The organism is Intrasporangium sp. (genome assembly GCF_035688975.1).
Lineage (GTDB): Bacteria > Actinomycetota > Actinomycetes > Actinomycetales > Dermatophilaceae > CALMNV01.
Genome location: NZ_DASSMH010000152.1, coordinates 1 through 13333, shown reverse-complemented (window position 1 = coordinate 13333; position 13333 = coordinate 1). Strand labels below are relative to the sequence as shown.

The following is a 13333-nucleotide window of genomic DNA, read 5'->3' as shown; positions in this document are numbered from 1 at the left end:
GGGGCGCGATATCGCCCTGGCGCTACCCAGCCCCGCAGTTATCTGCGGGGCGCGATATTGCCCTGGCGCTACCCAGCCCCGCAGTTATCTGGGGGGCTGCGCGCCTACGCTCGGGGCATGGCGACTCTGCGCGACCTGCTGCGTGACTGCCCGACGCTGCGCGAGCCCGACGTCGAGTGGCTGCAGCTGCTCGTCGGTGACTGGCAGCTCATCGCCGACCTCTCCTTCGCCGACCTGCTCCTGTGGGTGCCGGCCCCGGACGGCCCGTGGACGGCGGTCGCGCACGTGCGCCCCACGACGGGTCAGCTTGTCTTCGTCGAGGACCAGGTGGGGCGCCTCGCCGACGCGGACCGCGTCGCGCCCCTGCTGACCGAGGCCGCGCACGAGCAGCGGATCATCCGGGTTCGTCAGGTCGCCGCGGGCCCCGCGGGAGCAGTGCGCGAGGAGTACATCCCCGTGGTGCGCGACGGGCACGTCGTCGCCGTGCTGACCCGGCACACCAACCTGTGGACGACCCGCACCCCCAGCCGGCTCGAGATCACCTACCTCGCCACCGCGGACGCCCTCTGCCGGATGGTGACGAGTGGCGAGTTCCCGCACTTCAGCGCCCCCACGGGGCTGCGCCGCGGTGCGCCGCGGGTCGGCGACGGCGTCATCCGGCTCGACGTCGACGGGGTCGTGACCTATGCCAGCCCGAATGCCGTCTCCGCCCTGCACCGCCTGGGACACCATGGCGAGGTGGTCCACGCCAGCCTGGCCCAGATCGTCACCGACCACCTGCGCGAGTCCTACCCCGTCGACGAGGGACTGCCGCTCGTCGTCACCGGTCGGCAGCCGTGGCGCACGGAGGTCGCCGGCGGCGGCACGTCGGTGTCCATGCGTGCGATTCCGCTGACCGAGGCCGGGCAGCGCTTCGGGGCGATCGTCCTGCTGCGCGACGTGGGGGAGCTGCGCCGCCGGGAGCGGGAGCTGCTGACCAAGGAGGCCACGATCCGGGAGATCCACCACCGGGTCAAGAACAACCTGCAGTCCGTGGCGGCGCTTCTGCGCCTGCAGGCCCGCAGGGTTCCTGAGGGCGAGGCACGGGCGGCGCTGCAGGAGGCCGAGCGGCGGGTCGGCACCATCGCCATGGTCCACGACCAGCTGAGCCAGGGCTTCGAGGAGACCGTGGACTTCGACGCCATCGCGAAGCGGGGCATCCAGGCGGTCGTCGACGTCAGCACGAGCGGCGCCCCGGTGCGCACCGTGCTGGAGGGCTCGTTCGGGCTGCTGCGGGCGGAGGACGCCACCTCCCTCGCCATGGTGCTGAGCGAGCTCGTCCAGAACGCCATCGAGCACGGCCTTGGCAGCACCGGCGGCACGGTCGTGGTGCGCGCCGCCCGCAGTGCCGACGAGCAGGGCCGGCCGATGCTCGCCGTCGACGTCGAGGACGACGGCAAGGGCATCGACCCCAAGCGGCGACCGGGCTCGGGCCTTGGCACCCAGATCGTCCAGTCGCTCGTCGCCGACCTGCAGGGCCGGATCGCGTGGGAGCCGGTCCGTCCGCACGGGACCCGCGCCCGGTTCACGGCAAGCCTGCGCCCGCTGCCCTAGCCCGCTGACCCAGCCCGCTGACCCAGCCCGCACGGACGGCATACGAAAGCCCGGTGACCGACTCCGGTCACCGGGCCGCCGGGCCGCCGGGGCGGCAGCGTCAGCCGGCGCGCCTCGCCCGGGCGTTGCGTCGCTTGAGCGCCCGCCGCTCGTCCTCGGAGAGGCCGCCCCACACGCCGGCGTCCTGACCGGTCTCGAGGGCCCACTTGAGACAGATCTCGATCACCGGGCACGTGCGACACACGGCCTTCGCCTCCTCGATCTGCACGAGGGCGGGGCCGGTGTTGCCGATGGGGAAGAACAGCTCAGGGTCGGCATCCAGGCAGGCAGCGCGATCGCGCCAGTCCATGTGGTCGTGCTCCTTCGGAAGGTGGGCGCACCACCAACGGGACGTCGAGCGGTGCGGTGTCGGGCGCCACGTCGTTGTCGGAGCCTCGGGGGTCGGGGCGGGGGTGGCCGTCCTGACCAACGAAAACGCGTGCGTAGTAGTTCCGCACGCGCCCGGTCAAGTGACTAGTCTGCCGTTCTCGCAGGACGATCACAAGGGGTGACGGCAAGCACCCACGAGGAAATCGGGGATGCCGGCGTGATGGCGGCGGTTTTCCGCACCTCTCGGGGGTTCGGCGCCGCCTCGCTCCCCCCCGAAAGGCCCGTCGGTAGGCTGCACCGGTGAGCCCCAGTCCGGCCGACCCCTCCCGCCGCTCGGCAGTCTTGCGCACCGCCGCCGCCGCGACCCTGCTCGAGGCGCTCGTGCTGGTCGGCCTGGCCGCCTTCTACGGCTACGAGATCGCGGGCGGGGCGGCGAGCGACGTGACCCGCGCCGTCACGTCGGGGGTGCTCATCCTCGTCTTCGGGGTCCTGCTCGTCGTGCTGGCGCGCGGCTGGAGTCGCGGGGCCGACTGGCCGCGGACCCCGACGCTGCTGTGGAACGCGCTGCTGCTGCCGGTCGCGTGGTCGCTGCATGACGCGGGCCGCACCCTGCTCGGCCTCGGGGTCGCCGCCGTGGCCCTCGTCAGCATCGGCGCGGCGCTCGCCGCGCCGCCGCGCGATCCTGCGGCCCACCCCGAGGTCAGCTGACCTGCAGCCAGTCGTTCCAGCCGTTGTGCAGGACGAGCCAGGCGATGAGGCCGTAGCCTGCCTGCCCCGGGTGGGCCCGGTCCGGGCTCGCCGCGAGGTCGGCCAGCCACTGGTCGTGGCCGACGAGGGGTCGGTAGCAGTCGACGTAGGGGATGCTGCGCCGGGCGCACACGTCGGCCTGCGCCTCCGCGAGCGCCTCGACCCGGCGGTTGAGCTCCGGGTCGAGCGTCGGCGGAAGCCCGACGACGAAGACGGCGACGCCGTGGTTGGTCGCCTCGTCGAGGACGTTGGCGAGGTTGAGGCGGGAACGGGCCATCGTCATGCCCGTGAGCACGTCGTCGTGGCCGACGGACAGCACGAGCCGCCTCTCCGCGCGGCCACGCCACCGCGGCGCGCACTCGCGGGCCCACCGCGCGACGACGTCGGCGGAGGTGTCGCCCCGCACCCCGAGGTTGTATGCCGTGAGGTCGAGGTCCGGGTGCTGGGTGCGGGCGATGACCCGGCCGACCCAGCCCTGGCCCTTGGGGTCTCCGTAGCCCGCGGTGAGCGACGCGCCGAGGAAGATCATCCCCACGTCACGGACGCCGTCGGCGACCGCCAGCTGCGGAGACGGCGTGAAGGCCGGCTCCGCAGAGGGCGGGCCCGGGTTGGCGCGGGGGGCCACCGCCGGCGGGTCGCTGAGGAACTGCGGGTGGGAGGACGGATACGCCGGCCCGGCCCCCCGGGACTGCTGCTGCATGTCGGGATCCACGAATCAGTCCTCGTCGTCGTCCAGGCGGGCGAGCCACGTCGCCAGTCGCTCCACCGGCACCTCGAAGTCGGGATGGAGGTCGACGAAGGTGCGCAGCTGGTCGGCGAGCCACTCGAGGGTCACCTCCTCCTCGCCGCGGCGTGCGGCGAGCTCCTCGATCCCCCGGTCGGTGAAGTACACGGTGCGAGGTTATCGCGTCTCCCTCAGCCGCCCGCGCAGGCCCACGGGGACCCAGGCGACACGCAGGAGGCGGCGGACCGCCGGTCCGCCGCCTCCCGACCAGCCGAAGGGGTCAGCGCCCGAACGCGCGCTCGAGAATCTCGGCCTGCTCGGCGGCGTGCTTCTTGGACGATCCCGTCGCGGGCGAGGCCGAGGCCTTGCGGGACACCACGCGGGGCACCCGGGTCTCGCCGAGCTCGCTGAGGTCCTCGTGCAGCCACTGCGCCATGAGGGGCCACGCCCCCTGGTTGCGCGGCTCGTCCTGGACCCACACGATCTCTGCCCCCGGGTAGCGGCCGACGGCCTCGGCGATCTCCTTGACGGGGATCGGGTAGAGCTGCTCGACCCGGACGATGGCCGTGCGGGTGTCGCCCCGCCGCTCCCGCTCGGCGTCGAGCTCGTGGACGATCTTGCCCGACGCGAGCAGCACCCGGTCGACGTCCCCGGTAGCGCCCGCATGATCGTGCAGGACGGGCTGGAAGCCACCCGAGGTGAACGCCTCGACCTCGCTGGCCGCGGCCTTGGAGCGCAGCATGGACTTCGGCGTGAAGACCACGAGGGGGATGCGCGGGCGCGCGTAGGCCTGACGACGCAGCAGGTGGAAGTAGGAGGCCGCCGTCGACGGGTACGCGACCGTCATGTTGTTCTCGGCGCACAGCTGCAGGAAGCGCTCGATGCGCGCGGAGGAGTGGTCCGGGCCCTGCCCCTCGTAGCCGTGGGGAAGCAGCAGCACGACGGACGAGCGCTGGCCCCACTTCTGCTCTGAGCTGGAGATGAACTCGTCGACGATGGTCTGGGCGCCGTTCGTGAAGTCGCCGAACTGCGCCTCCCACAGCACCAGGGCGTCGGGGCGCTCGACCGAGTAGCCGTACTCGAAGCCCATGGCGGCATACTCGGACAGCAGGGAGTCGTAGACCCAGAACCGGGCCTGGCCCTCCCCGAGGTAGAGCAGCGGTGTCCACTCCTTGGCCGTGTTCTTGTCGATGAGGACCGCGTGCCGCTGCACGAAGGTGCCGCGACGGCTGTCCTGGCCGGCGAGGCGGACCGGCGTGCCCTCCTTGAGCAGGGTGCCGAAGGCGAGCAGCTCGGCCATGGGCCAGTCGATGCCGCCCTCGCGCACCATGGCCGCCCGCTTGTCCATGAGCTGCTTGAGCTTGGGGTGGACGGTGAAGCCGGCTGGCGGGTTGGCGAAGCTCTCCCCGATGTGGACGAGCTCGCCGGCCGGGACGCCGGTGTTGGTCGCCGAGCGCTTCGGCGCCGCGTCGTCGGCGACCTGGGCCGCGGGCTTCTCCAGCCCGGCGTTGTCGGGAGCGTCGGACTCGTCCGTGGCTGGGACCGCGCTCGGGTGCTCCTTGGCCGCCGCCCGCGACTCGATGAAGACCCGCTCCAGCTGCTGCTGGTAGTCGCGCAGCGCGGCCTCGGCGTCCTCGAGGGCGAGGTCGCCGCGACCGACGAGGGACTCGGTGTAGAGCTTGCGGACGCTGCGCTTGGCCTCGATGAGGTTGTACATGAGCGGCTGCGTCATCGACGGGTCGTCGCCCTCGTTGTGGCCGCGGCGGCGGTAGCACACGAGGTCGATGACGACGTCCTTGTTGAAGTCCTGCCGGAACTCGAAGGCGAGCTCGGCCACCCGGACGCAGGCCTCGGGGTCGTCACCGTTGACGTGGAAGATGGGCGCCTGGATCATCCGCGCCACGTCGGTCGAGTAGACCGACGAGCGCGAGGAGCTCGGCGACGTGGTGAAGCCCACCTGGTTGTTGATGACGACGTGCACGGTGCCGCCGGTGCGGTAGCCGCGCAGCTGCGACAGGTTGAGCGTCTCCGCCACGACGCCCTGCCCGGCGAACGCCGCGTCGCCGTGCAGGAGGACGGGCAGCACGGTGAAGGCCTCGCCGGCCAGGTCGAGCCGGTCCTGCTTGGCCCGCACGATGCCCTCGAGGACCGGGTTGACGGCCTCGAGGTGCGAGGGGTTCGCGGCGAGGTAGACCTTCGTCTTCGCGCCGTCCTCGGCGACGAAGACACCCTCGGTGCCGAGGTGGTACTTCACGTCGCCGGACCCCTGCACCGACTCGGGGTCCTGCCTGCCCTCGAACTCCCGGAAGATCTGGCTGTAGGACTTGCCCGCGATGTTGGCGAGCACGTTGAGCCGCCCGCGGTGCGGCATACCGATGCACACCTCGTCGAGGCCACCGGCCGCCGCCCGGCAGAGGAGCCGGTCGAGCAGGGCGATGACCGACTCGCCTCCCTCGAGGGAGAACCGCTTCTGCCCGACGAACTTGGTCTGCAGGAAGGTCTCGAAGGCCTCCGCCGCGTTGAGCCGGCGCAGGATGCGCATCTGCTCCTCTGGGGAGATCTTGGCGTAGGGCCGCTCCACCTTGTCCTGGATCCACGCGCGCTGCTCGGGGTCCTGGATGTGCATGTACTCGATCCCCACCGTGCGGCAGTACGAGTCACGCAGGATGCCGAGGATCTTGCGCAGCGTGAGGAACGGCTGCCCGCCGAACCCGCCGGTCGCGAAGCTGCGGTCGAGGTCCCAGAGGGTCAGCCCGTGGGTCGTGATGTCGAGGTCGGGGTGGACCCGCTGGCGGTATTCGAGCGGGTCGGTGTCGGCCATGAGGTGGCCGCGCACGCGGTAGGCGTGGATGAGCTCCTGGACGCGCGAGACCTTGTCGATGTCGTCGTCATGGGAGGAGTCGATGTCCTGGACCCAGCGGACCGGCTCGTAGGGGATGCGCAGCGACTCGAAGATCTCGTCGAAGAAGCCGTCGCCGCCGAGGAGCAGGTGGTGGATGACGCGCAGGAAGTCGCCGCTCTGCGCGCCCTGGATGATCCGGTGGTCGTAGGTCGAGGTCAGCGTGATGATCTTGCTCACGGCGTTGCGGTTGAGGGTCTCGACGCTGGCGCCCTGCCACTCGGCCGGGTACTCCAGCGCGCCCACCCCGATGATCGCGCCCTGGCCGGCCATGAGTCGTGGCACCGAGTGCACGGTCCCGATCCCGCCCGGGTTGGTCAGCGAGATCGTCGTGCCCTGGAAGTCCTCGACCGTGAGCTTGCCCGCGCGGGCCTTGCCGACCATCTCCTCGTATGCCGTCCAGAAGTGGACGAAGTCCATGGTCTCCGCCGTCTTGATCGACGGGACGACGAGGGTGCGCGAGCCGTCCTCCTTCTGCAGGTCGATGGCGAGGCCGAAGTTGACGTGGGCCGGCCGGACGAGCGCGGGCTTGCCGTCCTTGACGGTGAAGCCGTAGTTCATCTCCGGCATCCGGCCCAGGGCCTTGACCATCGCGTAGCCGATGAGGTGGGTGAAGGAGACCTTGCCGCCTCGGGAGCGGGCGAGGTGGTTGTTGATGACGACGCGGTTGTCGATGAGCAGCTTGGCCGGCACCGAGCGCACGCTCGTGGCCGTCGGGACGGCGAGCGAGGCCTCCATGTTGCTGACGACGCGGGCCGGCGCTCCACGCAGCGGTGTGACCACGTCCTCGTTGACCGGCCGAGCCTCCTTGATGGAGGGCACGTCGCGTGGTGTCGGCGCCGGCTTGCCGGGAGCGTGGGCCTCCTGCCTCGCGGGCGCCGGCGCGGCGGCGGCCGACAGGGTGGCGGGCGCCGCCGCAGGGGTCTGGGCGGCGGCCGGGCCGGGCACCTCGGCGGCGGGGGCGGGGACCTCGGTGGCGGCTGGGGCGGTGTCCGTGGCGGTCGGGGTCGCGGCCGGGGCCCCTGCCGGCGCGGGTCCGCGGCCGCCGTTGGGGGCTGCGCGGTCCACGTCACTCGGCTGGAAGTCCTCGAAGAAGCTCCACCACGCCCGGTCCACGGAGTTCTTGTCCTCGAGGAACTGCTGGTAGAGCTCGTCGACGAGCCACTCGTTCGCCCCGAAGTCTGCCATTGGGTCGTTGGACGTTGACTGATCGGACACGGCGAATGCGCCTCTTTCGTTCCCTCGACGGTGATGCGCCCCAGCCTAGCCCCGCCCGTCGCGCCCGGCCGGGGCGCGTCGCCCTGCCTCCGCCCGCCGTCGCGGGCCGCCGGCCGGTCAGGAGATGTCGGTGCGCAGGGTCCGCCAGGTGCCCAGTCCCGCCATGCCGACGGCATACGCGGCGAGGACGAGCGCCCCCGTCCACCAGCTGAGCCGGGGCTCCGCGCCCGGCTGGGAGACGGCGTTGACGACCGCCTGGGTCGCGTTGCTCGGGAAGTACGGGGCGATGGACCTGCCCCACTCCTGGCTCGAGAAGAGCAGCCCCAGGAGGGGCTCGATGATCCACGCCGCCCCGATCGCGACGAAGAGGGCGGCCACCTGGTTGGGGATGAGGATGCCGATGCCCAGGCCGATCAGCGCCCAGAGGCCGAGCACGAGCAGGCTGAGCCCGAGGGTGCGCAGGGCGCCGTCGGGCAGCACGTCGAAGCCCTTGCTCCGGATGATCGTCGCGCCGACGGCGAAGGAGGCGAAGGTGCCGACGAACCCGTAGACGGCGCCGATGCCGAGCAGGGAGATGATCTTGGCCACCATGACCCGCGCCCGGCGCGGCGTGGCGAGGAACGTGCCGGTGATCGTCTTGTGGCGGTACTCCGAGCCGATGGTGAGCACCCCGATGGCGAGCAGCAGCACCTGCGAGACCTGCAGGCCGGCGGTGTAGACGCTGCTGACCATCTGTGGGTCGTCGAGGTCGGGCAGGCGGACGCCGGGCTGCACCTCCGTGCCCGCGAACAAGGTCGCGCTGAGCCAGGAGAACAGCGCCCCCGCGATCGCCACCGGGATGAGCAGGCCCCACCACAGCCGCGTCGAGAAGAACTTGAGGAGCTCGGAACGGATGGCGGGGGTCATCGCGTGGCCTTCCCGAAGCGGTCCGGCACGGCGGGCGCGCCCGGAGGTGGCAGGTCGAGGGGCGCGCCGGACGGTGGCGTGGCCGGAGGGCCCCAGGGGGAGCCGGAGGAGCGGGGCCCCGCCGGGGACCCGGAGACGTCGCGGTTGCGGTCGCCCTCCTGCTCGGTGAGCGTGAAGAAGAGCTCCTCGAGGTGGGTCTGCTCGGCCCGCAGCTCGTGGATAGGGAGCCCGGCCCGCAGGGCCACGTCGCCGACGAGGGCGAGGTCCTCGGTCGTGACCCGGAGGCCGCCGGGGACGGGGACGGCGGGCAGGTCCGCGGCGCCGAGCGCGGCGCGCAGCCGCTCGGAGTCGGAGGTGCGCACGTATGCCGTGGGCTCGCCGCGCAGCTCGCGGACCGTGCCCTGGGCGACCCGACGGCCATTGGCGATGATGACGACGTCGTCCACGGTCTGCTCGACCTCGGAGAGGAGGTGGCTGGAGACGAGCAGGGTGCGGCCCTCGTCGGCGAGGTGGCGCAGGAACAGGCGCAGCCACCGGATGCCCTCGGGGTCGAGCCCGTTGGAGGGCTCGTCGAGGATGAGCACGCGGGGGTTGCCGAGAAGGGCCGCGGCGAGGCCGAGGCGCTGCCGCATGCCCATCGAGTAGCCTCCGGCGCGCTTGCGGGCAGCGGCCGGGATGCCGACCAGCTCGAGCAGCTCGTCCACCCGACGGTCGGGCACCCCCGCGACCGCGGCCTGCACGCGCAGGTGGTCACGACCGGTGCGCCCCGGGTGGAAGTTGGTCGCCTCGAGCGCCGACCCGACGACGGTGAGCGGGTTCGGGATGTCGGCGTAGCGGTGCCCGTCGATGGTGGCCGTGCCGTCGGTCGGGGTGATCAGGCCGAGCAGCATCCGCAGCGTCGTCGTCTTCCCGCTGCCGTTGGGGCCGAGGAAGCCGGTGACCCGCCCCGGCCTCACCGTGAAGTCGAGGTGGTCGACGGCGGTGAACGAGCCGAAGCGCTTGGTGATGCCCCGCACCGCGATCTCTCCGACCCACGGGCGGCGTGCGGCGGTGGGGCTGATGGCCATGTCCGGTCTCCTCCCGGTCGGGTTCCGCGGTGGAGCCCGACCACCGTCAACTCTTCCACACGGCCGGCGTACCTATAGTTGGGCCCACTATGACCGAATGGCTGCTGTTGCTAGGTGCCGTGGTCCTCACCGCCGCAACCGCCATGTTCGTGGCGGCGGAGTTCTCCCTCGTGGCTCTCGACCGGCCCACCGTGCAGCGCGCCATCGACGAGGGCGACCGCCGGGCGCGGGTCGTCCTGCAGTCGCTCAAGCAGCTGTCCACCCAGCTGTCCGCGGCGCAGGTCGGCATCACCATCACCACGCTGGTCGTCGGGTATCTCGCCCAGCCCTCGATCGGGCGGCTGGTGAGCGGTCCCCTCGCCGGGCTCGGGCTGGCCGACCCGGTGGTGGAGGCGGTCTCGAGCACGCTGGCGCTGCTCCTCGCCACGATCTTCTCCATGGTCTTCGGCGAGCTCCTGCCGCAGTTCCTCGGCATCTCGGCGCCGCTCCCGACCGCCAAGGTGGTGGCCCTGCCGGTCCGCTTCTTCGCCGGCCTCGCCAAGCCCCTCATCATCCTGCTCAACGGGTCGGCGAACGGGTTCCTGCGCTCCCTCGGCATCGAGCCCCAGGAGGAGCTCTCCGGCGCCCGCACCCCGCAGGAGCTGACGAGCCTGGTGCAGCGCTCCGCCGAGGCGGGCACGCTCGACGTCACCACGGCGCGGATGCTCACGCGCTCCCTGGGATTCGGCGAACGGACCGCCGACGACGTCATGACGCCCCGTGTGCGGTGCACCGGCATCCATCGCGACGAGTCGGCGGACGACGTGCTGCGCCTCACCCGCCGCACCGGGCACTCCCGCTTCCCGGTCCTCGGCGACGACTGGGACGACGTCCACGGCATCGTCCACGTCAAGCGGGCGATGGCGGTCCCGCACGAGCGCCGCAGGGACGTGCCCGTGTCGGCCCTGATGTCGGAGCGCCTCGTCGTGCCCGAGACCATCCGGCTCGACCCCCTTCTGCGGCAGCTGCGCCAGGGCGGCTTCCAGATGGCCGTCGTCGTCGACGAGTACGGCGGCACGTCCGGGCTCGTCACCCTCGAGGACGTCGTCGAGGAGATCGTCGGCGAAGTGGCCGACGAGCACGACCGCACGCGCCAGAGCGGTCGCGAGCTGCTCGACGGCTCGTGGACCGTGCCGGGCCTGTGGCGGCCCGACGAGGTGCGCGACGCCTTCGACGCGGACGTGCCGGACAGCACGGCATACGAGACGATGGGCGGCTACGTCATGGCCCAGCTCGGCAGGATCCCAGTCGTCGGCGACGTGGTGCAGGTGCCCGGGTGGCGGATCCACGTCGTCGCCATGGAGGGCCGGCGGGTGGACCGGCTCCGTTTCGTGCCCGATCCCGACTCGCTGCCGCGGGCCGTGCACCACGAGGAGGGGTCGGCATGAGCGGCGGCTGGGCGCTGCTCGTGTCGCTCTTCCTCCTCCTCGGCAACGCCTTCTTCGTCGGCGCGGAGTTCGCGGCCATGGCCGTGCGCCGGTCCTCGCTCGAGCCGCTGGCCGACGCGGGCAGCAGGCGGGCCCTGGCCTGCCTCGGCGCGCTGGAGCGCCTCGGATCACTGCTCGCCACCGCCCAGCTCGGCATCACGGTGTGCTCGGTGGGTCTCGGCGCCCTGGCGGAGGCGGCGCTGGAGCACCTGCTCGAGCCGGTCTTCCACGGCTGGGGCCTGCCGGGCGCGTGGGCGAGCGGCGTGGCCCTCGCCCTCGCCCTGCTGCTCGTGTCCTACCTCCACGTCGTCGTGGGAGAGATGATCCCCAAGAACATCGCGATCGCCGGTCCGGAGCGGATGGCCCTGCTGCTCGTGCCGCCGTTGCACGCGATCACCAACTTCTTCCGGCCGGTCGTGCGCGGCATGGAGGCGGTGGCGAAGGGTCTCGTGCGGCTCCTCGGCATCGAGCCGAAGGACGAGATCGCCTCGACCTTCACGGCGGAGGAGGTGGCGCAGATCGTCGGTGAGTCGCGCCGGGAGGGGCTCATCGAGGAGGAGCGCCACGGTCTCGTGGCCAAGACGCTGGAGTTCTCCGACAAGCTGGCCCGCGACGTCGCCGTCGGCGTCGACCACCTCACGTGCGTGGGGCTCGGCGCGACGCCCGCGGACATCGAGCGCCTCGTGGCCCGGCACGGCTTCTCGCGCTACCCGGTGACCGACGCGGCCGGCGAGGTGGCCGGCTACCTGCACCTCAAGGACGTGCTCTATGCCGACGACGAGCGGCACGACGTGCCCATCCCACCGAAGCGGATCCGCCGACTCGCGACGGTCCGCGAGGAGGACGAGGTCGAGGACGTGCTCGCCACCATGCAGCTGACCGGCGCGCACCTCGCCCGCGTCATCGACGCCGACGGCAGGGTCACCGGCGTCGTCTTCCTCGAGGATGTCCTCGAGGAGCTCGTCGGCGAGGTGACCGACACCAGCCAGCGGTGAAAACTGGCCACTCGACTGACTGGCCACCTCCTCCTCGGCGGGCCGCGGCCAGCGTGCCCGCCTGCGGCCATCAGGCGCGCGTGAGGTGATCCGGCGCGCGAATACGGGGGCCACGATGGCCGGGAGCCCGCGCGATGGCGGCGAAGACCGCTTCGGGCAGGCTCAGGCAGACAGGGGCGTGACGTCCCGCTTCGGCGCCGTGAGGCCGTCGCCGATCTCGTCGAAGGCATGCTCGACCAGCGCCGTCAGCTCGCCCGGGTGGGCTCCCCGGCGGTCCCATACGCGCAGCACGGCCGTGATGGCGCTGACCATGGCGGCGGCGACGAGCCACGGGTACACGTCGTCGTCGACCGACGTGCCGGTGCGCTCGGCCACGACCTCGCGCAGCCCCGCTTCAAGCGAGGCGTACTGGGCCGTGACAAAGGGCTGCACCGAGGGATACCGCTCGCCGAGGCGCACCTTGTCGAGCGATCTCTGCAGCTGCTCGGGGGACCGACCAGCGACGTAGGCGAGGAGCAGGTCGCGCAGCGCCTGTAGGGGTGGCTCCCCGGGGGGACGCTGGCGCAGCAGGCCGACGAGGTCGAGGGCGTCCTGGGACCCCGCTGCCACGAGCGCCTCCTCCTTGCAGGAGAAGTAGTTGGAGACCGTGCGCGGCGAGACGAAGGCCTCCTCCGCGATGTCCTCGAGGGTGACGTGCTCGAGCCCCTTGTCCAGGGCTAGGCGCAACGTCGCGTCGGCGATCGCCTGACGCGTCACCTGCTTCTTGCGCTCGCGAAGGCCGATCTCTGTCTCGCTCATGCCCGAAACCATAGCGGATAGTGCGCAAACGGATAAGTTGCCCAAGCGGCAAGCATGCGGCGAAGGGGTGCGTCGACGCGCCGCGCAAACCTGCTAAATCGGGCAATTTGCGCATTTTGCATATTTCTGGAAGAGTCTGCTCAGCGGGTCCCCCGGCCCGCAGACCCCGGGAAGACCCGGGTCACCACGAGGCACAGGACCTGCGGGTCGACTGGCCATGATCGAAGGCTGAGGCCCATGCGCTCCACTGTCCGTCTCCTCTCCGTCGGCGCCGTCGCCGCCGCCACCCTGCTCGCCGCTCCGTCGGCCTTCGCCGCCGACAGCGCCGTGACCCAGGCCGTCACCGGCGGCACGCTGACCGCGTCTGCAGCGGACCTCACGCTGGCCGGAGTGACCACGACCCACTCGGCGCAGAACAGCACCGGGACGATGACGATCACCGCCGACGACAGCACCGGCACCGGAGCGGGCTGGAACGTCACCGAGCAGGTGAGCAACTTGATCTACACCGGCAGCTACACCGGCACCGACATCCCGGCCGCCAACCTGGC

The 13333-nt window shown here is 71.9% G+C and carries 12 protein-coding genes; 5 read left to right on the top strand and 7 right to left on the bottom strand.

What is annotated here, in order from left to right:
• Positions 1-117 precede the first annotated feature (117 nt).
• The gene (locus VFJ94_RS15825; protein ID WP_325005187.1) at positions 118-1593 is read left to right on the top strand and encodes a sensor histidine kinase; all 1476 of its coding nucleotides are present in this window, start codon (positions 118-120) and stop codon (positions 1591-1593) included.
• A gap of 100 nt (positions 1594-1693) precedes the next feature.
• Here VFJ94_RS15825 and VFJ94_RS15820 read toward each other — a convergent pair whose 3' ends face one another.
• Positions 1694-1942, bottom strand: coding sequence for a WhiB family transcriptional regulator (locus tag VFJ94_RS15820; protein ID WP_325005186.1), 249 nt, complete (start codon positions 1940-1942; stop codon positions 1694-1696).
• Between the two features lie 320 nt (positions 1943-2262).
• Between VFJ94_RS15820 and VFJ94_RS15815 the strand changes: the two genes are divergently transcribed.
• The gene (locus tag VFJ94_RS15815; protein ID WP_325005185.1) at positions 2263-2670 is read left to right on the top strand and encodes a hypothetical protein; all 408 of its coding nucleotides are present in this window, start codon (positions 2263-2265) and stop codon (positions 2668-2670) included.
• On the opposite strand, the gene VFJ94_RS15810 is transcribed toward VFJ94_RS15815, so the two are convergent.
• From VFJ94_RS15810 to VFJ94_RS15790, 5 genes are all read right to left on the bottom strand, one after another.
• Positions 2663-3421: a GDSL-type esterase/lipase family protein gene (locus tag VFJ94_RS15810; protein WP_325005184.1), complete on the bottom strand. Its 759-nt coding sequence runs from the start codon at positions 3419-3421 to the stop codon at positions 2663-2665. The genes VFJ94_RS15815 and VFJ94_RS15810 overlap by 8 nt on opposite strands.
• Positions 3422-3424: 3 nt before the next feature.
• The gene (locus VFJ94_RS15805; protein ID WP_325005183.1) at positions 3425-3601 is read right to left on the bottom strand and encodes a DUF6104 family protein; all 177 of its coding nucleotides are present in this window, start codon (positions 3599-3601) and stop codon (positions 3425-3427) included.
• A 112-nt stretch (positions 3602-3713) separates the two neighbouring features.
• The gene (locus VFJ94_RS15800) at positions 3714-7520 is read right to left on the bottom strand and encodes a multifunctional oxoglutarate decarboxylase/oxoglutarate dehydrogenase thiamine pyrophosphate-binding subunit/dihydrolipoyllysine-residue succinyltransferase subunit (RefSeq protein WP_414654628.1); all 3807 of its coding nucleotides are present in this window, start codon (positions 7518-7520) and stop codon (positions 3714-3716) included.
• Positions 7521-7667: 147 nt separating this feature from the next.
• Complete coding sequence (locus VFJ94_RS15795; protein ID WP_325005181.1) at positions 7668-8456, bottom strand: ABC transporter permease; 789 nt, start codon at positions 8454-8456, stop codon at positions 7668-7670.
• Positions 8453-9523: an ABC transporter ATP-binding protein gene (locus tag VFJ94_RS15790; RefSeq protein ID WP_325005180.1), complete on the bottom strand. Its 1071-nt coding sequence runs from the start codon at positions 9521-9523 to the stop codon at positions 8453-8455. Before VFJ94_RS15790 ends, VFJ94_RS15795 begins: the two co-directional genes overlap by 4 nt.
• An 89-nt stretch (positions 9524-9612) precedes the next feature.
• Here VFJ94_RS15790 and VFJ94_RS15785 point away from each other — a divergent pair, with 89 nt between their 5' ends.
• Both VFJ94_RS15785 and VFJ94_RS15780 read left to right on the top strand, forming a co-directional pair.
• Positions 9613-10950, top strand: coding sequence for a hemolysin family protein (locus VFJ94_RS15785; protein WP_325005179.1), 1338 nt, complete (start codon positions 9613-9615; stop codon positions 10948-10950).
• Complete coding sequence (locus tag VFJ94_RS15780) at positions 10947-11984, top strand: hemolysin family protein (RefSeq protein ID WP_325005178.1); 1038 nt, start codon at positions 10947-10949, stop codon at positions 11982-11984. The genes VFJ94_RS15785 and VFJ94_RS15780 overlap by 4 nt, the downstream gene beginning before the upstream one ends.
• A 162-nt stretch (positions 11985-12146) precedes the next feature.
• Here VFJ94_RS15780 and VFJ94_RS15775 read toward each other — a convergent pair whose 3' ends face one another.
• Positions 12147-12782 (bottom strand): TetR/AcrR family transcriptional regulator, encoded by a 636-nt coding sequence (locus VFJ94_RS15775; RefSeq protein ID WP_325005177.1) that lies wholly within the window; start codon positions 12780-12782, stop codon positions 12147-12149.
• A gap of 237 nt (positions 12783-13019) precedes the next feature.
• Here VFJ94_RS15775 and VFJ94_RS15770 point away from each other — a divergent pair.
• The coding region (locus VFJ94_RS15770) for a hypothetical protein (RefSeq protein ID WP_414654627.1) at positions 13020-13333 on the top strand (314 nt) is incomplete at its 3' end.